Origin of the sequence: Cryptosporangium minutisporangium, from assembly GCF_039536245.1 — a bacterium.
GTDB lineage: Bacteria > Actinomycetota > Actinomycetes > Mycobacteriales > Cryptosporangiaceae > Cryptosporangium > Cryptosporangium minutisporangium.
Genome location: NZ_BAAAYN010000040.1, coordinates 118896 through 139465, shown reverse-complemented (window position 1 = coordinate 139465; position 20570 = coordinate 118896). Strand labels below are relative to the sequence as shown.

Below are 20570 nucleotides of genomic sequence, written 5' to 3'. Positions count from 1 at the left end.
CGGCGTCCAGCGCGGCGGCGTCGGGGAAGCGCCGGGCCGGCTCCGGGTCCAGCGCCCGCAGCACCAGCTGCGCCACCGCGTCCGGCACCGTGGCCGGGAACGACGGCGGTCCGCCGTGCAGCAGCCGCCAGATCACCTGGACGGGGTTGTCGGCCGCGAACGGCGACCGCCCGGTCAGACAGCAGAACGCGACCGCGCCGAGCGCGTGGATGTCGGTCGCCGCCGTGACCGGCTGCCCGGTGACCTGCTCCGGCGCCATGTACTGCGGCGAGCCGATGAGCATGTTCGGGTTCGTGATCCCGGTCGCGTCGACCGACCGGGCCACTCCGAAATCGACCAGGACCACGGTTCCGTCCGGCCGGACCAGCAGGTTGTTCGGCTTCACGTCCCGGTGGACGATGCCCGCCCGGTGCGCGACGTCCAGCGCCTCGGCGGCCTGCGCGACGACCGAGAGCGTCTCGGCCACGTCCAGGGTTCCGGCCGCCGCGATGCGAGTCCCGAGCGACACGCCCTCGACGTACTCCATGACGAGGAAGTCGCGGCGCACGTCGTCGACGAGTACGTCGGCGCCGTAGTCGTGGACCTGCACGATCCCCGGGTGCCGGAGCGCCGCCATCAGGCGCGCTTCGGTGCGGAACCGGCTGATGAACTCGGCGTCCGTCAGCAGCGCGGGCAGCAGGACTTTCACCGCGACCGTGCGCTGCAGCACCGGGTCGGTGGCCTGCCAGACCTCGCCCATGCCGCCACTCGCGACGCGTTCTCCGAGCACGTAGCGGTTGCCGAGCAGGGTTCCGGGACGAAGCACGCGAACACCGTACCGAGCGCTCCCGAACGCGGTTCCGGGTACTCGCTTGCGCGCTCCCGGCGCCCGGTCGGCTACCGCACGGGAAGCGCGGCGCTGGTCGACCCGACGGTGATCTTGCTCGTCGCGACCCGGACCCGGTACGTGGCGGCCTTCAGGCCGGTGAACGACGCCTGCCCGGCGGTGGACACCTTCGTCGAGGCCACCCGGGACCACGTCTTGCCGGTCCAGCGGTCGAGCGTGACGAGCTGGCTCGCGGCCGGCGTGACCGTCACGGCCAGCGTTCCGCTGCTCGGGTTGACCAGTGACACCCCGGCGGTGACCGGGTGGGCCGCCGTCGCGGTCTTCGACGCCTTGGTCGACGACGTCCCGGCGAACGTGAAGTAGACGGACGTCGTGGCGCTGAGCGAAGCGTTGTACTGCGCCACGCCGCTGAGGTCGGTCTGCGTGTTCTGGCAAGTGAACGCCGTCGCCGGAGCGGTGCGGACGCAGAGCTGGATCGGCGCGTTGCGCAGCGGGGCGCGGTTGGATCCACTGGTCAGCGTGGCAGTGACCGTGACCGAGGTGCCGGCCGAGACCGTCTTGCCCCGACCGCTGGTCAGCGTGAACGCGGTGGCAACCGGCGCCGGCGGCCGCGGCGTCGTGGTGGGCGTGGCCGTCGGGGTGGTCGTGGGCTTGGTCGTCGGCGTGACGGTGGGCTTCGTCGTCGGGCTGGTCGTCGGGGCCGGTGTGGCGGCGCAGCCGCTGCCGAGCGAGCAGACGACGTCGTACGGGTCGACCAGGCCGTAGCCGGTGACGTCGTCCCGGCCGGCGGCGCCGAGGTCGGTCGCGGTCTGCTGGAGCAGCGTGGTCATGGTCGCCGGGGTCAGGCCGGGGGAGAGTGCCTTGGCCAACGCGGCGGTGGCGGCGACGTACGGGGCCGCCATCGACGTGCCGCTCATGCCCGCGTACGTGCCGCCCAGGTGGGTCGAGACGATGCCGACGCCGGGTGCCGCGATATCGACGTAGCTGCCGGTGTTGGAGAACGCCGCGTCCTTGTCGGTCGAGTCGGTCGCCGCGACGCCGATCACGCCGGTGTCGGACGCCGGCCAGAACACCGGGTTGCCGGACTGCCGGAAGTTGCCCGCCGCGGCCACCACGATCACGTTCTTGCTCAGCGCGTACTGAACCGCCGAACTGATCGCGGTGCTCCTCGACGCGGAGCCCAGCGACAGGTTGAGGATGGCCGCGCCGAGGTCGGTCGCCCGGACGATGCCGTCGGCGATCGCGGACGAGGGGCCCGAACCGTCCTTGCCGAGGACGCGCACCGGCAGAATCTTCGTCCCCGGTGCGAGGCCGGCGATGCCCAGGTTGTTGTTCGACACGGCGGCGATGATGCCGGCGACGTGCGTTCCGTGGCCGTGGGTGTCGTTGGTGCCGTCGGTGCTGGTCGGTACGTCGCGGATCAGGTCGACGCCCGGCAGCACCCGGCCGGCGAGGTCGGGGTGGCCGCCCTGCACGCCCGTGTCGAGCACCGCGACCGTCACCGGGCTACCGGTCGTCCGCGTCCAGGTCTCGTCGGCGCGCAGGCGGGTCAGCGCCCACTGGTTGGCGCGCAGCGTGTCGTTGGTGGTCCCGGCCGCCGCGCTTCCGACTGTTGGGCTCCCGGCCGTGGTCACCGGGGTGCCGTCGTCGGCGATCCGGAGGACCTCGTCGACCCCGACCGACACCGTGCTGCGGTCCTGCTGGGCGTCGACGACCGCGGCGGCCGCCGCGGCGCGTCCGGTGACGGCGCGAGTGCTGATCACCGGCCGCCCGCCGACGCTGCGCACGGTGACGATGCGCACGGGTTGGTCGGCGGCGACCTTCGCAACGACGCTCTCCGCCGGCGCCGTCACGCTCGCGCTGGGGGCGTCCCAGGCGGTGGCGGTGGAGGCGGGAACCCCGACCGGCCGGGCGGCGACGGCGGCGCCGGTCGGACCGCCGGCGGTGGGAACCCGCGCGGCCGCGGTCGTCGCCGGGCCGGGCACCGGCGTGGTGGTGGACACCCGCACCGGTCCGCCGTCGGCGCTCACTGTGGACGGTGCGACGGCGGCCAGGGCTCCGACACCGGCGACGAGGCCCAGGCCGGCGAGGCCGGCCACCCCGGCGGTGAGGCGTGCGCCGGGGCGACGGGAAGGGCGCGAGCGGGGGGTAGGTCCGGTCACCGATGGGCTCCTCGGGCGGGGGGAACGTCCGTGTGTCGCCCGTATCTCGACCCCGGAGCCGACGACCTGAGGGCCGTTCGGGTGTCGCCGGGGAGCAGCGCGCCCCGCTCCGGTCGGCTTAGACCATCGGTGACCCGCCGCGGAGGTGTTCGAAGATCAGGTTCGTCTCCGTCATCGCGACGTCCCGGGAAGCGCTGAGGTTCTCGACGACGAAGTCCCGCAGGTCGTCGGCGGACTCGGCGGCCAGATGCACCTGGAAGTCGTTCGCCCCGGCGAGGAAGAACACGTTCAGGACGCCCGGCAGCGCGGCGATCGCCGCCCCGAACTGACGAATGCGGGTCCGGGCGTGGGCCGCCAGCCGCACCGCGATCACCGCCTGGAGCGGACGGCCCAGCGCGGACGGCGCGAGGTCGGCGTGGAAGCCCTGGATCACGCCGATCTCCTGGAGCCTTCGCACGCGCATCAGGCAGGTGGAGGGCGCGACGCCGACCTGGGCGGCGAGCGTGCTGTTGGGGATCCGGGCGTCGGCGGCGAGCGTCCGCAGGATGTGCCGGTCGACGTCGTCCAGTTCTGGCCGAAGCTTGTTCATCCAGGCACCCCTCCGTCGCCTCTGTCGCCGAACAATATGACGAATCAGGCCTGCTGGTCGAATAATTGTCGACAGCTATCCGCTGGAGCCGAAGAAGTTGCCACCATGGCCGGAGTCACGGCGAACCGAGTAGCCGGCGAACCAGGAGCTCCAGTCATGCGGATCGGTGTCCCGAAGGAAGTCAAGAACCACGAGTACCGGGTCGCGCTCACCCCGGCCGGTGCGCAGGAACTCGTCCGGCGCGGCCACTCGGTGTTCGTGGAGACCGGCGCTGGTGTGGGCTCGGCCCTGCCGGACGAGGACTACCTCGCGGCGGGTGCGAAGATCCTCGACACCGCCGACGACGTCTGGGCGGCCGGTGACCTGATCCTCAAGGTCAAGGAGCCGATCGAGTCCGAGTACCACCGGATGCGCGATGGGCAGGTGCTCTTCACCTACCTGCACCTCGCGGCGTCCCGGCCGTGCACCGACGCGCTGCTCGAGCGCGGCGTCACCTCGATCGCCTACGAGACCGTCCAGCTCGACAACGGCGCGCTGCCGCTGCTGGCGCCGATGAGCGAGGTCGCCGGCCGGCTGGCTCCGCAAGCCGGCGCGTACCACCTGATGCGGGCCGGCGGCGGCCGCGGCGTGCTGCTCGGCGGGGTGCCGGGCGTGCACCCGGCGAAGGTCGTCATCCTCGGTGCCGGAGTCTCCGGAATGAACGCCGCCGCGATCGCCGTCGGAATGGGCGCCCAGGTCACGCTGCTCGACCTCGACATCGAGAAGCTCCGCGCCGCCGACCGGCTGTACCAGGGCCGTCTCACGACCGTGGTGTCCAACGCCTATCAGATCGAGCGGGCCGTGCTCGACGCCGACCTGGTCGTCGGCGCGGTGCTGGTGGCCGGCGCCAAGGCGCCGAAGCTGGTCTCCAACGACCTGGTCAGCCGCATGAAGCCCGGCTCGGTCCTGGTCGACATCGCGATCGACCAGGGTGGCTGCTTCGAGGACTCCCGGCCCACCACCCACGCGGAGCCGACCTACCCCGTTCACGACTCGGTGTTCTACTGCGTGGCCAACATGCCCGGCGCGGTCCCCGCGACCTCGACCCATGCGCTGTCCAACGTGACGCTGCCCTACGCGGTGGCGCTGGCCGACAAGGGCTGGCAGCAGGCCCTGCGCGACGACGCGGCGCTCGCCCGCGGCCTCACCACGCACGGCGGCCAGCTGGCCTCGGCGCCGGTCGCGGAGGCCCACGGCCTGCCGAGCGTCGTCCCGGCAGACGTACTGGCCTGACCGACCCAACCGCGAACCCCGCCCGGCTCTCTGCCGAGGCGGGGTTCGCGCGTCCGGGCCTATCGGCGGGCGAGCAGGGTGGTCAGGGTCTGGACCGTCTCGGCCATCGCGTCGCGGGCCGGCGCGAGATACTTCCGCGGGTCGACGACGTCCAGCGCGGCCGCGAGCGTCGCTCGGACCGCGCCGGTGAACGCCGTGTTGAGAGCCGTCCCGATGTTGATCTTCACCATGCCCGCCGCCACCGCGGCCCGGAGTTCGTCGTCCGGCACCCCGGACGAGCCGTGCAGCACCAGGGGCACCGGCGCGGCGTCGCGGAGGGCCGCGATCAGCGCGTGGTCCAGCCGTGCGGTTCGGTCGGTCATCGCGTGCGAGGACCCCACCGCGACCGCCAGCGCGTCCACTCCGGTGGCCGCGACGACCCGGGCCGCCTCGGCCGGGTCGGTGCGGACGCCCGGCGCGTGCGCGCCCTCCTTGCCGCCGACCTCACCGAGCTCGCTCTCCACCCAGAGGCCCTGGCCGTGGCAGCGGGCGACCGCGGCGGTGGTCGCGGCGACGTTGTCCTGATAAGGCAGCCGGGAGTGGTCCACCATCACCGAGTCGAACCCGCACTCGGCGGCCTGCTCGACCAGGTGGACGTCCTCCACGTGGTCGAGGTGGAGCGCGACGTCGACCGCGGCGGCGGACGCGACCGCGCGGGTGGCCGCGGCGATCGGTGCCAGCCGGCCGTGGTGGAAGCGGACCGCGTTTTCGCTGACCTGCAGGATCACCGGGAGTCCGGCGGCCTCCGCGCCGGTGACGATCGCCTCGGCGTGCTCGATCGTGATGACGTTGAACGCCGGCACCCCGACGCCGGCGCGGCGGGCCCGCTCGACTAATTCTCCGGTGGGGGTCAGCATGCGGGGTGCTCCTCGAGGACGGGCGTGACGGACACGGACGGGCGGAGCCGCGCGGCCACGGACGGGTCGACGGCGCCGGCGACCGCCACCGCGACCGCCGGCACGGAGAGCGCCACCGCGTCGGCGAGGACGGTGGGCCAGGGCGTACGGTCGCGCAGGCCGCGGGCGTGCGTCGCGGCGAACGCGTCCCCGGCGCCGGTGGGGTTGCCGGTGACGACCTCCGGTGGCCGGGCGTGCCAGCTGCCCTCGGCGGTGACGGCCACCAGCCCGTCCGGACCGGCAGAGGCGACCACCGCGCCCGCCCCGAGGGCCCGTGCCGCGTCCGCGAGCGCGGCCAGCCGCGCCACGGCGCCCTCATCCGCCGCGGCCCGGGGCGGCGTCGCGTCCGGGGCGCCGTGGACGAGGGCGACCAGCTCTTCGGTGTTGGGTTTGACCAGGTCGGGGCCGGCCGCGACCCCCGCGCGTAACGCGTCGCCGCTGGTGTCGAGCACGGTGCGGACGCCCGCCGCCGTGGCGTCCGCGATCAGCCTCGCGTAGGCGTCGACCGGAAGGCCGCGGGGGAGCGACCCGGAGAGCACGACGACCGACACGGACCCGAGCAACCGGAGGTACCGGGCGCGGAACGCGCCCCACTCGGCGGGCGTGACGGTCGGCCCGGGCTCCCAGAAGCCGGTGGCGTCGCAGTCGGTGATCGTGACCGTGCGGCGCGTCTCGTCGGCGATCGGCGTGAACGCGGTCTCGATCCGGTCGCGGTCGAGCAGCCGGGCGACCCGCGCGCCGGTGTCCCCGCCGAGCACACCGGTGGCGCGCACCGGCTCGCCGGCGGCGTGCAGGATCCGGGCGACGTTGAGCCCCTTGCCGCCGGGGCGCTCGTCCACGGAGGAGACCCGGTGCGTGCGGTGGGGCAGCAGGCGCCCCACCCGGTAGGTGAGGTCGAGCGCCGGATTGAGCGTGACGGTGAGAATCATGCCGTGGCGTCCCGGTCGGGGCGACGGTCGGCGATGACCGAAGATGGCCGGATGAGCACTCGAGACCTCGACGTCCTGGTTGTCGGCGACGCGAACCCCGACCTCGTCCTGCGGGGTGACGTCGTACCCCGGTTCGGGCAGGCCGAGCAGCTGCTCTCCCGGGCGGACCTGGTGCTCGGCGGGTCGGCGGCGATCACCGCCGCCGGGTGCGCCCGGCTCGGCCTGCGGACGGCGCTGCTGGCCCGCGTCGGCGACGACGTGTTCGGCACCGTGACCCGCGGCTGGCTCGCCGACCGCGGAGTCGCGCTGTACAGCCCGCGACCGGGCGGGGCCCAGCCGACCGGGCTGTCGGTCGTCCTGTCCGCGCCGGACGACCGGGCGATCCTCACGTTGCCGGGCACGATCCCGACCCTCTCGCCCGACGACGTCACCGACGAGCTGTTGCGTCGAACGCGGCACCTGCACGTCGCGTCGGTGTTCCTCCAGCCGAGACTCGCCGACGGGCTCGCCGACGTGCTCGCACGGGCCCGGGCGGCGGGTATCGGCACGTCACTGGACACGAACTGGGACCCGGCCGAACGCTGGACCGGGATCCGGGACCTGCTCGCCCAGGTCGACGTCTTCCTGCCCAACACCGCCGAGCTGCTCGCGGTGACCGGGGCCGACGACCCGGAAAGCGCGGCGAAGTCGCTGGTCACGGCAGGAACCACGGTGGTGCTCAAGGACGGCGCCCGCGGCGGACGCGCCTGGGCGGTGGACGGCGAGTGCGCAGCCCCGATCGTGCCGGTGGACCTCGTCGACACGACCGGTGCCGGCGACAGCTTCAACGCCGGCTTCCTGGCCGCGCGCCTCGCGGGCGCACCGCTGGACGAGGCGGTGGCCTGGGCCGCCGCGGCCGGGTCGCTGAGCACCCGGGCCGCCGGCGGCACCGCGGCCCAGGCCACACCCGACGAGATCCGCGCTGCGCTGCGGGCCGGGTGAGCGACGAGCCGACGTGCGCCCCGGCCCGCGGGATCCGGCCTCATCGCTGAGCGCGCGGGGCGGCGGGGATCGTGGTCACGCGAGGACGACGGACCGGGTGAGCAGGCGCGGCCGGTCGGGGTCGAGCCCGCGGTGCGCGGCGAGCGCCACCGCGAACCGCTGGGCGAGGACCAACTGGGCGAGCGGGTCGCGGGTGTCCCGGTACGGCGTCGCACCGGCGGAGCGGGCGACGTCGTCGAGGCTCTCCGGAACGGCGCCGAACGACCACACCAGCGACCGCGCACCGGCGACCGCGACCGGACCGTGCCGGTAGTCGCGGGCCGGGTACGACTCCGACCAGGCCTGCGCCGCCTCACGGGCCTTGAGTGCGGCCTCGTGCGCCAGGCCGACGGTCCAGCCGGTGCCGAGGAAGACCAGGTGGTCGACGGCGGCGGGGTCCGCCGGGAGCGGGGCGGCGAGCGCGGCGCGTCCGTCGGCGACCAGGTGGGTCAGGTCCGCGCCGAACGCCGCGCGGGCGGTGGCCAGCACGGTAGTGGGGAAGCGCGTCTGGACGACGCTGGTCTCGTCGGCGAAGTTCAGCACCAGCCGCTCGTCGACCAGGTCGTCGACCGCCTCACCGGTGACCGCGGTGACGGCCACTCGGCGGGTACCGGACGGCACCGCGCGGAGCGCGTCGAGCACCTCGGTGGAGGTGCCCGAGCGGGTGATCGCCACGACCCGGTCGTAACGGCGGCGGGGCACGTACTCCGAGGCGCAGAGCGCGTCGGTCTCCCCGAATCCGGCGGCTTCCCGCAGCTCGGCGAGGCTCTGCGCGACGAACCAGGACGTACCGCAGCCCAGGATCAGTGTCCGGTCGCCGGGCGCGGCGACGACCGCGTGGGCGTCGTCGGCCAGCGTCAGCGCGCGCTCCCAGACGTCGGGCTGGCTGGAGATCTCGTGGGCGGTGGCGTCCATGACCGAGGATTATGCTCGGTTGTGCGCGTTGGACAAAGATTCGAACGCAAACGTGCAGACTGAACTGCGCGAGTCGAGGGGGTACCGGGTGCCGCGGAGTTCCCTGCGCCGCGCCGAGCGGGTGTCGGTCGTCCTGCAGCGGCTGGCCGCCGACGGTTCGGTGGATGCGGGCGTGCTGGCCGACGAGTTCGCGGTTTCCGCGGCGACGATCCGCCGCGACCTGCAGATCCTGGAGGACCAGAAGCTGCTCTCCCGGACGCACGGCGGTGCGGTCGCAGTGGACGTGGCGTACGAGCTCCCGGTGCGGTACCGGGCCGGGCAGAACCGGGACGCGAAGGCGCTGGTCGCCCGGCGCGCGGCGGCGCTGCTGCCGAAAGGGCCGCTGACGCTCGGGCTGACCGGCGGCACGACGACGCACCTGCTGGCCCGGCTGCTGGCCGAGCGGGTGGACCTCACGGTCGTCACCAACGCGCTGAACGTCGCCTCCGAGCTCGCGCTGCGGCCGCGGCTGAAGCTGATCATGACCGGTGGTGTCTCCCGGACCCAGTCCTACGAGCTGGTCGGGCCGATCGCCGACCGGACGCTGGAGGGGCTGAACATCCAGGTCGCGGTCGTCGGGGTGGACGGCATCAGCGCCCGCGGTGGCCTGACCACCCACGACGAGATCGAGGCGCACACCAACGCGTGCCTGATCCGCCGCGCCGAGCGGGTGATCGTGGTGGCGGACGGCTCGAAGGTCGGGCGCGTGTACCTGGCCGGGATCTGCCCGGTCACCGACGTCTCGGTGCTGGTCACCGACTCGACGGCCGACCCGGCAGGGCTGGACGAGATCCGCCGGGCCGGCACCGAGGTGGTCGTCGCGACGCCGTGACCGCCTGGGCCCGGCGGCGGGGCCCGGCCGCGCGCACGGTCGGCGTCCTACAGTGACGCCATGAGCACTTCTGACGCCGAGGCCCGCACCCGCATCGCCGCACTCCGCGCCTCGCACGACCGGCTCCGCGCCGTCGCCGCCCCGCTCACCGCCGACCAGGTCCGCAGCCCCGGCTACCCGTCCGAGTGGACGATCGCCCAGGTGCTGTCCCACCTCGGGTCCGGCGCCGAGATCAACGAGCTGCTCTTCGACGCGGCCGTCAACGGTCAAGAGCCGCCGGTGCAGGAGGATTTCCAGGCGATCTGGGCGGTGTGGGACGCCAAGACCCCGGACGCGCAGGCGGCGGACGTGCTCACCGCGGACGCGCGTCTCGTCGAGAAGGTCGAGGCGCTCGACGCCGACCAGCGCGCGTCGCTCACGTTCGCGCTCTGGAGCGGGCCGAGCGACGTCGCCGGGTTCGTCTCCTCGCGGCTGTCCGAGCACGCCGTGCACGTCTGGGACGTCGAGGTGATGCTCGACCCCTCCGCCACCGTGCTGCCCGACGCCGTCGGCATCGTGCTCGACGTCGCTCAGCAGCTCGTCCGGTTCGCGGGCAAGCCCGGCCCGGCCGGGCGGATCCACGTCACGCTCACCGACCCGGACCGGGAGTACGCGCTGGTCCTGGGCGAGCAGGTCGCGCTGGAGCCGTGGGACGGCGGCGAGAGCACCGGCTCGCTCGACCTGCCGGCGGAGGCGTTCCTGCGGCTGCTCTACGGTCGCCTGGATCCCGCTCACAGTCCGTCGGTCACGGCCCAGAACGTGGACCTGGACGCCCTGCGCGCGGTCTTCCCGGGCTTCTGACCGCGGATTTCTTATCGGGCACACCGATCATCGAGACAGAAATCACAACAGCAGGCATGATCGGGCCAGGATTCATCGACGCCGCCGTCGAAGGGACACTGTTCATGCCCCACACGTCCGAGTTAGGGCAGTCGGACCGCTGCTGCGACTGGTACGAGCGCGTCGAAGCGGCCCGTACCGCCAAGGCGCTCTACGCGGCACTGGAACGGGTTCCGTGCGACTCGTGCAACCGCCACCTCAGCGACAGCGAGGTACCGGAGCACCTGCGCTCGGTCTGGCAGCCCTACGTCGCCCAGTCGCGTCCCCGGCGGATGCCGCGGGCGCTGGGCTTCTGGCTCTTCCGGAACCGCACCAAGACCCTCGCGCACTCGTCCTGATCCGCCGGCCGCCGGACCTGTGCCCGGCGGCCGGCCCGATCAGAACTCGCAGGGCATCCTGCGGATCGCGTGGATGAACGCACCGACGACGTACTCGGGCTCACCCACGCGCAGCGTCGGGAGCTGGTGCAGCAGTTCGCGGAAGAGGCACCGTAACTGGACCTTCGCAACGTTGCTGCCGAGGCAGTAGTGCGCACCGCCACCGCCGAACGCCACGTGCGGGTTGGGCTTGCGCGCCAGGTTGAACTGCTCCGGGTGGTCGAACACGTCGGTGTCCCAGTTGCCGGACGCGTAGAACATCACGACCTTGTCCCCGGCGGCGATCTCCTGACCGTGCAGGGTGAACGGGGCGACGGCGGTACGGCGGAACGTCATGACCGGGGTGGCCCACCGGACGAACTCCTCGACCGCGCTGCCAATGCGGCCGTCGAAGTCCGCCAGCAGCCACTCCTTCTGCTCCGGGAAGACCGTCAGCGCGCGCATCGCGTGGCTGGTCGTCTGGCGGGTGGTGTCGTTCCCCGCCACCGACAGCAGGACGAAGAACGCCGCGATCTCGGCGTCGGTGAGCCGCGCGCCGTCCACTTCGGCCTGCACCAGGCTCGTCATCAGGTCGTCGCGGGGTTCCACCCGGCGCCGACCGGCCAGCTCGAGCGCCTCCTGGTGCAGCGCGAACAGCGCGTCCAGCAGCACGGCCACCGGGTCACGGTCGCCGAGGAACACCGGGTCGGCGACGGAGACCAGCGTGTTCGCGTGGGTCACCACGGCATCCCAATCGGACTCCGGGATGCCCATCATCTGCGCGAGCGTCTGCATCGGCAGCTTGGACGCGCAGTGCGACACGAAGTCGACGTCCCCGCCGGCGGCTAAGAGCTCCGCGAGCTCGGCGACGATCACGCGGGCGTTCGCCGCGATCTGGTCCTCGATGCGGGCGACGTGCCGCGGGGTGAACGCGGCGCTCACCAGTTTGCGGATGATCGTGTGCCGCGGCGGGTCCATCGCGATGAACGACTGGGACATTTCGAGCAGTTCTTCGGGCACGTTGCCGAACATCACGCCCTTGCCGGAGACGAACACGTCGTTGCGCCGGCTCACCTCGACGATGTCCGCGTGCTGCATGACTGCCCAGAATCCCGGGTCGTCGGGCTGGTCGGCGAGCCCACTCTCCGGGGTGGGGTGCCAGGAGATCGGCCGCTGTTCCCGCAGGATCGCGAACGTGCGCTCACGCTCGGGAGCGGTGGTCGACCAGAATACTTGCGAGCTGATGTCGATGGGGTCGTACTCGCGGGGGCGCTCGCTGATCGCGGTCATGGCCACTCCTCACGCCGTCGTTGGCGAAGCGAGGCTCATGTTAACGTCGATTAGCGTCTCGCCCGTCGGTTCCGGCCGATCCGGCACGCAGCCGCCGCACGACGTCCGCTTCGGACCAGACTTCGGCGTACTTGGCGGCCAGGTCGAACAGGCTGGCCTCGTGCGGACGCGGATCCCGATCGCCGACGGCCTCCCGCACGACGATCGGGACGTAACCGGACGAGATCGCGTCGACGGCGGTCGCGCGCACGCACCCGCTGGTGCTGACGCCGCAGATCACCAGCGTGTCGATCCGCCGGGACGCGAGCGTGGCCGCGAGCGACGTGCCGAAGAACGCGCTGGCGTACTGCTTGGTGATGACCACGTCGCCGGGCTGCGGCGCCACCTCCGGCATCACGTCACCGAGGTCCCCGGACGCCCCGGCGGCGAAGTGCCGGAGCGCGCCCACCTTGCGGTAGAACAGCCCGCCGTCGGCCCCGTCGGCGGCGTAGACGACCTGGGTGACGAGGACCGGGACCCCGGCCCGCCGTGCGGTGGTCACTACGCGGGCGGCGGAGTCCAGGCACGACCGGGAACCCAGGTAGAGCTCCGCGCCGGGCTGGAAGTACGCCCGCACCATGTCGATCACGAGGACCGCGGGCGACGTCCCCCAGTCGAGCGGCCGCCCGAACCCGGCGTCGCCATAGTCTTTCGACAGATCGCTCACGGGATCCTCCCGACGACGGTTCGTGCGGCCCGGCGTCTGCCGGACCGCACGAACACCAGTTACTCGGACGTGACGACGCGCGCCGCCTCGGCCGGGGGCCGCGGGGCGGGCAGACCGGTCTCGGCCTCGCAGTTCGCCAGGATCGTCGCGAGCGGCGGCCCCATGTCGAACACCGCGGGCGCCGGCCGGGTCTCCCGCAGGCCCGCCCGCAACGCGTCGGTGGCCGGCCCGTCGACCGCGCCGGACGGGTCGAGGACGACGCCGTACCGGGCGACCCCCTCCGGGCTCACCAGGCCCCGCCGTACCTCCAGGGCCACCAGCGCCGGATCCCGCTCCAGCGGGTCACCCCAGCCGCCGCCACCCCAGGTCACGAAGTGCAGCACGTCCCCGATCCCCACGGCCACGTCGTGGATCTTCGACGGCAGGACCTCCCGGGTCCCGTCCGCCCGGTCGATCCACTTGCGCCCGCGCGAGCCCGGGTCACCCCCGTTGACGCCCCACGGGTAGGTCAGCCACCGGTCGTCGTGGATCGCGATCGTCCCCGGCTGCAGGAACCGGTACGCGACGTCGACGCCGTTGCCGCCGCGGTGCAGCCCGGCCCCGCCGGTATCCGGCACGGTCTCCCAGCGCTCGATCCGCAGTGGGTAGTACGACTCCAGGTACTCGCACGGGATGTTGACGAACGACGGCCAGAGCGAGTGGCCGTCCGGGCCGTCGCCGATCGGCCGCCCGGGGATCCCGCCGAAGCCGATCGAGTACAGCTGGAACCACTCGCCGGCTCGGTCGCCGTCGACGTAGTGCCCGGAGTACATGAAGTGCGGGGACGAGGAGAACCCGGCGGCGTTGAGCAGGTCCGGGTTCTTCTGCCCCAGCAGCCCGCCGAACAGGTCGAAGATCCGCCCGACGCCGTGGTTGCGGGCGTTCAGCGCCGCCGGGTGTTTCGGCTTCCAGAACGTGTTCTCCGGGATGTGGACGTCGACCAGCGGGTAGAAGCCGTCGTTCCAGAGGATCTGCGGGTCGGCGACCGTGATCAGGTAGATCCCGAAGAACATCCGGGCCAGGTTCTCGTTCAGGTAGTAGTTGATCGGCCCGGGCGACTGCGGCGAACTGCCGGTGAAGTCGAGCAGCACCTTCTCCCCGGTGCGGGTCAGCGACAGCGTCAGCTCGTACGGCCCGTACCCGACGCCGTCGTCGCAGATGTAGTCGGAGAACCGGATCGTCTCGCCGTCCGCGAAGATCGTCGTGAGCAGCGTCTTCATCGCCTGGTAGTTCCGGTCCAGCAGCGCATCGAGGGCGGAGAGATAGGTGTCGACGCCGAACCGGGAGCACAGCTCCTGGATCCGGCGGGACGCCGTCCGGCACGCGGCGACGATGCCGTTGAGGTCGGCCCGGTTCCACTCCGGCTGGCGGACCTGGTTGAGGATGATCCGCAGCGCGTCGGAGTTGAGCACACCGCCCGCGTAGAGTTTGAAGGGCGGGATGACCACGCCCTCTTCGTAGATCGTGTGCGCGTCGGTCGGCATCGAGCTGACGGTCTTGCCCCCGACGTCGGACATGTGCCCGAACATCGAGGACCAGCCGACGACCCGCCCGTCGACGTAGATCGGCATCACGACCAGCCAGTCGTTGGCGTGGCTGATCGCGCCGTCGCAGGAGTACGGGTCGGAGGTGAGCAGCACGTCGCCTTCGCCGATCGTGCCGTCGTACCGGTCGAGCAGCGCCGGGATCGAGAGCCCGAACTGGCCCACGACCATCCGCCCGGACGGGTCGCCGATCAGCGGGAACTCGTCGTGCTGCTCGCGGATGCCCGGTGAGAGCGCGGTCCGGAACAGCACTTCGTCCATCTCGTAGCGGGCGTTGCGCAGCGCGTTCTCGATGATGTCGAGCGTGACCGGGTCGACGTCGACGGAGGTCACCGGCTCGGTGGCGGACTCGAGGATCCGGGCCATCTCAGACTCCTTCCGATACCGGACGAATGAGCAGGCAACCGCTGGGGTGCACGGTCGCCGCGTGGCCGGGCAGCACGAGCGTCGTGGAGTCCATCTCGGTGACGATCGCCGGGCCGGGAACGACGTTGCCGGCGAGCAGCTTCTCCCGGTCGTAGACGGCTGCCTCGCCTGCGCTGCCGCCGACGTACACGGTGGTCGTGGTGCGGAGGGCGCCGGCCGGGTCGGGGTCGCCTGCGGCCAGTGCGGTGGAGCGGACGTGCGGGCGCGGGCCGGTGGCCGCCGCGCGGGCGCTCACCAGCTCGTGTTCGTTGGTGTCCAGCAGGAACGAGAACAATCGCTGGTGCTCGGCGTCGAACGCGGTGCCGAGCGCCGAGAGGCCGGGGTTGCCCGCCGGGTCGAACGCCGCCAGGTCGACCGCGACCGTGATCTCGAAACCTTGGCCGTGGTAGCGCAGGTCGGCCTGGTAGGTGAGGGTCTGGGCCTCCCGCGGGACACCCTCGGCCTCGAGGGTGGCGACCGCCTGCTCGGCGAGCTCGGTGAAGAGCCCGTGGACCTCGGCGTCGGTCAGTTCGGAGAACCGCCGGATGTAGGTCCGGGCGGCCTCGTCGCGCAGGCCGGTGGTCGCGTCCCCGTAGGCGCAGAGGACGCCGGGCGACGGCGGGATGATCACCGGCCAGGCTCCGGTCAGGACGCCGAGCGCGTTGGCGTGCAGCGGCCCGGCCCCACCGAACGCGACCAGCGCGAAGTCACGGGGGTCGTAGCCCTGCTGCACGGAGACCAGCCGCAGCGCCCCGAACATGTTCTCGTTGACGATGTCGACGACGCCCGCCGCCGCCTTCTCGACACTGCCCAGCCCCATACCGTCCGCGATCCGTGCCACCGCAGCACGGGCGGCGTCCCGATCGAGCGCGATCTCGCCACCGGCCAGCTCGGACGGCAGGTACCCCAGGACGACGTTCGCGTCGGTCACCGTGGGCTCCGCGCCGCCCTTGCCGTACGCGGCCGGTCCGGGGTCGGCGCCCGCCGACTGCGGCCCGACTCGCAGCGCGCGGGTGAGCTCGGGGACGTGCGCGATCGACCCACCGCCGGCGCCGACGGTACGGACGTCCACGGACGCCGACCGGACCGTGAGGTCACCGACCTTGGTCTCCCGCCCGATCCGCGGCACGCCGCCCTGCACCAGCGCGACGTCGGTCGAGGTGCCGCCCATGTCGAACGTCAGCAGGTCGGTGTACCCGGCCTGAGCAGCGGCCCAGACCGCGCCGCTGACGCCGCCCGCCGGGCCGGAGAGCAGCATCGACACCGGGTTGGCGGCGGCCGCCGGCGCGCTCGCCAGGCCACCGTCGCTGCGCAGGATGTAGAGCTTCCGGTCCAGCCGCTGCCCCATGTTCTCCAGGTAGCGGGCCACCTGCGGCTGCACGTAGCCGTTGGCGACCGTCGTGATCGTCCGCTCGTACTCCCGCAGCTCGGGCAGCACCCGGGAGGAGACCGACACCGGGATCCCGGGTAGCTCCTCGGCCGCGATCTCGGCGATGCGGTCCTCGTGGCGGGCGGTCACGTACGCGTTGATCAGCGCGACCGCCAGCGCCTCGACACCGGCGGCGCGCAGGCTCCGCAGCTTCCCGCGCAGGTCGTCCTCGTCCAGCGGGGTGACGACCGACCCATCGGCGCCGATCCGCTCGATCGCCTCGACCGTGTGCTCCAGCGCGGCCAGTGGCTCGGGCTTCGGCCAGATGATCCACCCGGCCAGGCCGCCGGGCACGAACGAGCGGGCGATCTGCAGCACCTGCCGGAATCCCGCGGTGGTGACCAGGCCGACGCGCGCGCCCTTGCCCTCCAGGATCGCGTTCGTCGCGACGGTCGTCCCGTGCAGGACCGAGCCGATGGCGTCCACGGTGGTCCCGGCGGAGGCGCACACCTTGCCGATCCCGGTGAGGACGCCGACCGACTGGTCGTGCGGTGTGGACGGGGTCTTGGCGCGGAAGGACTCGCCGCTGTCTTCGTCGATGAGCAGTACGTCGGTGAACGTGCCACCGACGTCGACACCTAACCGATAGCGCATCCGCGCCTCCCCTCTCAGATGGTTCCGGCTCTGCTGAGCCGTTCGAGTTCCTCGCCGGACAGGCCCAGCAGGCCCCGGTAGATCTCGTCGTTGTGCTCGCCGAGCGCGGGACCGGTGCGGCGCACCGACCCCGGTGAGGCGGACAGCTTGGGAAAGACGTTCTGCATCGCGATCGGGCCCAGCGCGGGGTCCGGCACGGTGACGATCGCGTCGCGGGCGGCGAAGTGCGGATCCTCGAACATGTCCTTCGCCCGGTAGATGCGCCCCGCCGGGACACCGGCCTCGTGCAGCCGCGCCAGCAGGTCCTCGGTGTGGTACCGGGCGGTCCACTCCGCGATGAGCGCGTCCAGCTCGTCCATGTACTCGCCGCGGGCGCCGTGCGTTGCGTAGTGCGGGTGCTCGCGCAGCTCCGGACGGTCCATCACGGCCGCGAGCCGGCCGAAGACGCTGTCCTGGTTCGCCGCGATCAGGATGCTGTCGCCGTCCCGGGTCGGGTAGACGTTGCTCGGCGCGACGTTCGGCAACACCGGGCCCGTTCGTTCCCGCTGGTAGCCGGCGTGCTGCCACTCGGAGAGCAGCGACTCCATCAGCCCGAGCACCGACTCGTAGATCGCCGCGTCGACGACCTGGCCTTTGTTCGATTTGCCGCGTTCGTGCAGCGCGACCAGCGTGCCGAGGGTGGCGTGCATCGCGGCGAGGGAGTCGCCCAGCGAGATACCGGCCCGGGACGGCGGTTGGTCGGCGGAGCCGGTGACGTACCGGATGCCGCCCATCGCCTCGCCGATCGAGCCGAACCCGGCCCGCGCGGCGTACGGCCCGGTCTGGCCGTAGCCGGTGACCCGGGTGACCACCAGCCGCGGGTTGATCTCCCAGAGCTGTTCCGGCGCGAGGCCCCAGCGCTCCAGCGTCCCCGGCCGGAAGTTCTCCAGGAGGACGTCGGCGTGGCCGACCAGCTCGCGGACGAGCCGCTGACCGTCGGCCGTCCGCAGGTCGCAGGTGACCGACTTCTTGTTCCGGGCGACCACCGGCCACCAGAGCGAGCGGCCGTGCGGCTTCTCCCGGCCCCACTGCCGCATCGGGTCGCCCTTCGTCGGGTCCTCGACCTTGATGACCTCGGCGCCGAAGTCGCCGAGCAGCTGGCCGCAGAACGGGCCGGCCAGGAGCTGGCCCAGCTCGACCACGCGGACGTCGCGGAGGGGGAGCGGTCGATCGGTCATGGTGCCTCCTCGACGGCGGGGTGGCGGGGTCCGAGCAGGGACGCGCGGGCGGAGTAGAGATGCGCGTGCATGACGGCTTCGGCCCAGTCCGGGTCGCGGGCGCGCAGCGCGGCGACGATCTCGTGGTGGTGCGCGCAGCTGCGGCGGCGAGCGGCCTCGTCGAAGGCGTGCAGCGTCCGGAACAGCACCGACGCGTGGATCAACTGGCTGACGGTGTTGGTCAGCACGCTGCTGCGGGCGAGGCCGTTGAGCAGGCCGTGGAACTCCGCGTTCAGCTGGTACACCTCGTCCAGCCGGCCGGCGTCGGAGTGCTTCTCCAGCGCGGTGGCGATCTCCTCGAGCCGATCGACGTCGTCGTCGGACGCGACGGCGGCCGCCGCCCGCGCGGCCAGGCCCTCGACGTGCGCGCGGATCGCGAAGATCGCGTCGAGGTCGGCACGCGGGTGCTCGACGACGCGGGCGCCCTTGTTCGGGGTGATCTCCACCAGTCCGTCGGCGGCGAGTTTGCGCAGGGCTTCGCGGACGGGCGTGCGGCTCACGCCGAGCGTCGCGGCGAGTTCGGACTCGCCGAGCCGCTCGCCGGGGACGAACTCCCCGCCCAGGATCCGGAAGCGCAGCTCGTCCGCCGCGCGATCGCTCGCTGCCGTCATCGGAGGCCACTCCGTTCGTCGATTGCATACATGTAGTGGATCGAAGTGCGTTCTTTCAAGGGTTCTCCTGCTTGTTTCTCGGGGATTGCATACATCTCGCGGACGATGCTAGACAGGTGTCCGTGGTCGAGGGAGGACGCATGGCAGCCGTGGAGATCGTGGAGGTCGGGCCCCGCGACGGGCTGCAGAACGAGAGCGCGCTGGTGTCGACCGAGGCGAAGATCGCGTACATCGAGGCGCTGATCGCGGCCGGTGCGCGGCGGATCGAGGCCACCAGCTTCGTGCACCCGAAACGGGTCCCCCAGATGGCCGACGCCGAAGCGGTGATGGCCGGCGTCCCGCGCCGCGACGACGTCCGCTACCTCGGGCTCGTGGTCAACGAACGCGGGCTCGACCGCGCGCTGGCCGCCGGCGTGGACGAGGTGAACGTCGTGGTGGTGGCCACCGAGACGTTCAGCGAGCGCAACCAGGGCATGAGCATGGAGGCGGCCCTGCGGTCGTTCGCCGCGATCAGCGGGCGGGCGCACGCCGCCGGCGTGCCGGTGACGGCGACGATCGGGGCCGCGTTCGGCTGCCCGTTCGAGGGTGAGGTGGCGCCCGCGACGGTCGCGGAGCTCGTCCGGTCCTGTGCGGACGCCGGGGCGGACGAGATCGCGCTCGCCGACACGATCGGCGTGGGGGTACCGGCCGACGTCGAGCGGCTGATCGGGGAGGTGCGGGCGGTGACCGGGCTCCCGCTGCGGTTCCACTTCCACAACACCCGCAACACCGGGTACGCGAACGCGCTGGCGGCGGTGGCGGGTGGCGCGGCGGCGCTCGACGCCAGCGCGGGCGGGATCGGCGGCTGCCCGTTCGCCCCGGCCGCGACCGGGAACATCGCGACCGAGGACCTGACGTACGCGCTGCGCCGCTCCGGAATCGCGTCGGGGTTGGAGCTCTCCGGCGTGGTGGCGGCCGCCACCCTGATCGAGGCCGAGCTGGGCACGCAGATCCCCGCCCTGCTAGGCCGAGCCGGCGATTTCCCGGTCCGAAGCGCTGCACACTCTCGTCCGGTATAGGGGACAAAACTGTGCAGCGCTTCCCCGGCGCGCCGGGGTCAGCCGCGCAGGATCTCGCGGAGGCGGGTCGCGAACGGCTCCGGCGCCCCGGCGAAGCCGACGTGGTCGCCGGGGAAGAGCGTCGGCTCGACGCCGAGCACCGCGGCGAGCGCCCGCGACGTCCGGTCGCAGATCTGCCCGCCCGACTCCTCACCGATCCCGACCACCACCCGCACCGGCCCGGCCCGCAGCGCCGCGACGTCCGGCTGGAACCGGGTGGTCGCGCGCAGCAGGTGCGCGAACTGGAACCGCTCGTCCGCGGCGGCCTGCGGCGTGGGCTCCGCCCCGAACGTCGCGTCGAACACCTCGTCGGGCAGGTGGATGTTCGCGTTCGCCAGGAACTGCACCCAGGCCAGGCGGCGGTCGCCGCTCAGGTACGTCGCGATCATCTCCTCGGTGCGGGCCCGGACCGCCTCCCGGTCGGGCAGCAGCTCGGTCAGCGGCGGCTCGTGCGCGATCACCGTCGTCACGGCGTCCGGATGACGCTCGGCCAGCGCCAGCACGCTCACCGCGCCGCCGCTGGAGCCCAGCGCCACCGCCGGACCGGCGTCCACGTGCGCGATCAGCCGCGCCAGGTCGTCGGCGCGCTCCTCGGGCGTCGAGTCCCGGTCGGGCTGGTCGACCGGACTGCGGTGGATACCGCGCGGGTCGGTGGTGAGCACCGTGTGATCGGTCGCGAGCAGCTCCGCGACCGCGGTGAACGCCGTCGCGTCCATCGGCGCACCGGCCAGCACGAGCAGCGGCCCCGCACCGCGTACCTCGTAGTACAGCCGCGCGTCGGGCACGGCGAGCGTCGCGGCGGAGACGGTGCGGATCATCGGTTCCTCCCGGAGTTGGTTCGTTCG

The 20570-nt window shown here is 72.8% G+C and carries 19 protein-coding genes; 6 read left to right on the top strand and 13 right to left on the bottom strand.

What is annotated here, in order from left to right:
* From ABEB28_RS28675 to ABEB28_RS28665, 3 genes are all read right to left on the bottom strand, one after another.
* Nucleotides 1–805, bottom strand: an 805-nt coding sequence (locus ABEB28_RS28675) for a serine/threonine-protein kinase (RefSeq protein ID WP_345731350.1), incomplete at its 3' end; no start/stop codon positions are given.
* A gap of 71 nt (nt 806–876) precedes the next feature.
* Complete coding sequence (locus ABEB28_RS28670; protein ID WP_345731349.1) at nt 877–2988, bottom strand: S8 family serine peptidase; 2112 nt, start codon at nt 2986–2988, stop codon at nt 877–879.
* A 118-nt stretch (nt 2989–3106) separates the two neighbouring features.
* Nucleotides 3107–3577: an Lrp/AsnC family transcriptional regulator gene (locus ABEB28_RS28665; RefSeq protein WP_345731348.1), complete on the bottom strand. Its 471-nt coding sequence runs from the start codon at nt 3575–3577 to the stop codon at nt 3107–3109.
* Nucleotides 3578–3733: 156 nt separating this feature from the next.
* Between ABEB28_RS28665 and ald the strand changes: the two genes are divergently transcribed.
* The gene (ald, locus tag ABEB28_RS28660) at nt 3734–4849 is read left to right on the top strand and encodes an alanine dehydrogenase (protein WP_345731347.1); all 1116 of its coding nucleotides are present in this window, start codon (nt 3734–3736) and stop codon (nt 4847–4849) included.
* Nucleotides 4850–4908: 59 nt separating this feature from the next.
* Here the strand turns inward: ald and ABEB28_RS28655 are convergent, their stop codons facing one another.
* A complete protein-coding gene (locus tag ABEB28_RS28655) occupies nt 4909–5745 on the bottom strand; it encodes a class II fructose-bisphosphate aldolase (protein ID WP_345731346.1) in 837 nt (278 codons plus the stop codon).
* Nucleotides 5739–6713 (bottom strand): 1-phosphofructokinase family hexose kinase, encoded by a 975-nt coding sequence (locus ABEB28_RS28650; RefSeq protein ID WP_345731345.1) that lies wholly within the window; start codon nt 6711–6713, stop codon nt 5739–5741. Before ABEB28_RS28650 ends, ABEB28_RS28655 begins: the two co-directional genes overlap by 7 nt.
* Nucleotides 6714–6764: 51 nt before the next feature.
* Here ABEB28_RS28650 and ABEB28_RS28645 point away from each other — a divergent pair, with 51 nt between their 5' ends.
* Entirely contained in the window at nt 6765–7694 is a 930-nt protein-coding gene (locus tag ABEB28_RS28645; RefSeq protein WP_345731344.1) for a carbohydrate kinase family protein, read from the top strand.
* Nucleotides 7695–7769: 75 nt separating this feature from the next.
* Here ABEB28_RS28645 and ABEB28_RS28640 read toward each other — a convergent pair whose 3' ends face one another.
* On the bottom strand, nt 7770–8648 hold the full coding sequence (locus tag ABEB28_RS28640) for an SIS domain-containing protein (RefSeq protein WP_345731343.1): 879 nt from the start codon (nt 8646–8648) through the stop codon (nt 7770–7772).
* Nucleotides 8649–8700: 52 nt separating this feature from the next.
* On the opposite strand from ABEB28_RS28640, the gene ABEB28_RS28635 reads away from it, so the two are divergent.
* From ABEB28_RS28635 to ABEB28_RS28625, 3 genes are read left to right on the top strand one after another with little or no spacing between them, the layout of a single operon-like run.
* Nucleotides 8701–9519, top strand: coding sequence for a DeoR/GlpR family DNA-binding transcription regulator (locus tag ABEB28_RS28635; protein WP_345731342.1), 819 nt, complete (start codon nt 8701–8703; stop codon nt 9517–9519).
* A 60-nt stretch (nt 9520–9579) separates the two neighbouring features.
* Complete coding sequence (locus ABEB28_RS28630) at nt 9580–10359, top strand: maleylpyruvate isomerase N-terminal domain-containing protein (RefSeq protein WP_345731341.1); 780 nt, start codon at nt 9580–9582, stop codon at nt 10357–10359.
* 56 nt (nt 10360–10415) lie between these two features.
* Entirely contained in the window at nt 10416–10736 is a 321-nt protein-coding gene (locus ABEB28_RS28625; protein WP_345731340.1) for a hypothetical protein, read from the top strand.
* A 39-nt stretch (nt 10737–10775) separates the two neighbouring features.
* On the opposite strand, the gene ABEB28_RS28620 is transcribed toward ABEB28_RS28625, so the two are convergent.
* The 6 genes from ABEB28_RS28620 to ABEB28_RS28595 are packed head-to-tail and all read right to left on the bottom strand — an operon-like array spanning nt 10776 to nt 18628.
* Nucleotides 10776–12044 carry a cytochrome P450 gene (locus ABEB28_RS28620; protein ID WP_345731339.1) on the bottom strand — a complete coding sequence of 423 codons (1269 nt, stop codon included), beginning with the start codon at nt 12042–12044 and terminating at the stop codon, nt 10776–10778.
* Nucleotides 12045–12084: 40 nt separating this feature from the next.
* Nucleotides 12085–12750: an isochorismatase family protein gene (locus ABEB28_RS28615; RefSeq protein ID WP_345731338.1), complete on the bottom strand. Its 666-nt coding sequence runs from the start codon at nt 12748–12750 to the stop codon at nt 12085–12087.
* Between the two features lie 59 nt (nt 12751–12809).
* Nucleotides 12810–14699 (bottom strand): hydantoinase B/oxoprolinase family protein, encoded by a 1890-nt coding sequence (locus ABEB28_RS28610; protein ID WP_345731337.1) that lies wholly within the window; start codon nt 14697–14699, stop codon nt 12810–12812.
* 1 nt (nt 14700) lies between these two features.
* Nucleotides 14701–16761: a hydantoinase/oxoprolinase family protein gene (locus tag ABEB28_RS28605; protein WP_345731336.1), complete on the bottom strand. Its 2061-nt coding sequence runs from the start codon at nt 16759–16761 to the stop codon at nt 14701–14703.
* A gap of 14 nt (nt 16762–16775) precedes the next feature.
* The gene (locus tag ABEB28_RS28600) at nt 16776–17978 is read right to left on the bottom strand and encodes a CaiB/BaiF CoA transferase family protein (protein WP_345731335.1); all 1203 of its coding nucleotides are present in this window, start codon (nt 17976–17978) and stop codon (nt 16776–16778) included.
* Complete coding sequence (locus tag ABEB28_RS28595; protein WP_345731334.1) at nt 17975–18628, bottom strand: GntR family transcriptional regulator; 654 nt, start codon at nt 18626–18628, stop codon at nt 17975–17977. Before ABEB28_RS28595 ends, ABEB28_RS28600 begins: the two co-directional genes overlap by 4 nt.
* A gap of 140 nt (nt 18629–18768) precedes the next feature.
* Between ABEB28_RS28595 and ABEB28_RS28590 the strand changes: the two genes are divergently transcribed.
* Nucleotides 18769–19686: a hydroxymethylglutaryl-CoA lyase gene (locus ABEB28_RS28590; protein WP_345731333.1), complete on the top strand. Its 918-nt coding sequence runs from the start codon at nt 18769–18771 to the stop codon at nt 19684–19686.
* Nucleotides 19687–19724: 38 nt separating this feature from the next.
* On the opposite strand, the gene ABEB28_RS28585 is transcribed toward ABEB28_RS28590, so the two are convergent.
* The gene (locus ABEB28_RS28585) at nt 19725–20543 is read right to left on the bottom strand and encodes an alpha/beta fold hydrolase (protein WP_345731332.1); all 819 of its coding nucleotides are present in this window, start codon (nt 20541–20543) and stop codon (nt 19725–19727) included.
* Between the last annotated feature and the right edge of the window lie 27 nt (nt 20544–20570).

Bases quoted from the DNA above. Each gene is read 5' to 3' on its own strand.
- ABEB28_RS28665 (WP_345731348.1), bottom strand. From the start codon at position 3,577: ATGAACAAGCTTCGGCCAGAACTGGACGACGTCGACCGGCACATCCTG.
- ald (WP_345731347.1), top strand. From the start codon at position 3,734: ATGCGGATCGGTGTCCCGAAGGAAGTCAAGAACCACGAGTACCGGGTC.
- ABEB28_RS28655 (WP_345731346.1), bottom strand. From the start codon at position 5,745: ATGCTGACCCCCACCGGAGAATTAGTCGAGCGGGCCCGCCGCGCCGGC.
- ABEB28_RS28650 (WP_345731345.1), bottom strand. From the start codon at position 6,713: ATGATTCTCACCGTCACGCTCAATCCGGCGCTCGACCTCACCTACCGG.
- ABEB28_RS28645 (WP_345731344.1), top strand. From the start codon at position 6,765: ATGAGCACTCGAGACCTCGACGTCCTGGTTGTCGGCGACGCGAACCCC.
- ABEB28_RS28640 (WP_345731343.1), bottom strand. From the start codon at position 8,648: ATGGACGCCACCGCCCACGAGATCTCCAGCCAGCCCGACGTCTGGGAG.
- ABEB28_RS28630 (WP_345731341.1), top strand. From the start codon at position 9,580: ATGAGCACTTCTGACGCCGAGGCCCGCACCCGCATCGCCGCACTCCGC.
- ABEB28_RS28625 (WP_345731340.1), top strand. From the start codon at position 10,416: ATGATCGGGCCAGGATTCATCGACGCCGCCGTCGAAGGGACACTGTTC.
- ABEB28_RS28620 (WP_345731339.1), bottom strand. From the start codon at position 12,044: ATGACCGCGATCAGCGAGCGCCCCCGCGAGTACGACCCCATCGACATC.
- ABEB28_RS28610 (WP_345731337.1), bottom strand. From the start codon at position 14,699: ATGGCCCGGATCCTCGAGTCCGCCACCGAGCCGGTGACCTCCGTCGAC.
- ABEB28_RS28605 (WP_345731336.1), bottom strand. From the start codon at position 16,761: ATGCGCTATCGGTTAGGTGTCGACGTCGGTGGCACGTTCACCGACGTA.
- ABEB28_RS28600 (WP_345731335.1), bottom strand. From the start codon at position 17,978: ATGACCGATCGACCGCTCCCCCTCCGCGACGTCCGCGTGGTCGAGCTG.
- ABEB28_RS28595 (WP_345731334.1), bottom strand. From the start codon at position 18,628: ATGACGGCAGCGAGCGATCGCGCGGCGGACGAGCTGCGCTTCCGGATC.
- ABEB28_RS28590 (WP_345731333.1), top strand. From the start codon at position 18,769: ATGGCAGCCGTGGAGATCGTGGAGGTCGGGCCCCGCGACGGGCTGCAG.
- ABEB28_RS28585 (WP_345731332.1), bottom strand. From the start codon at position 20,543: ATGATCCGCACCGTCTCCGCCGCGACGCTCGCCGTGCCCGACGCGCGG.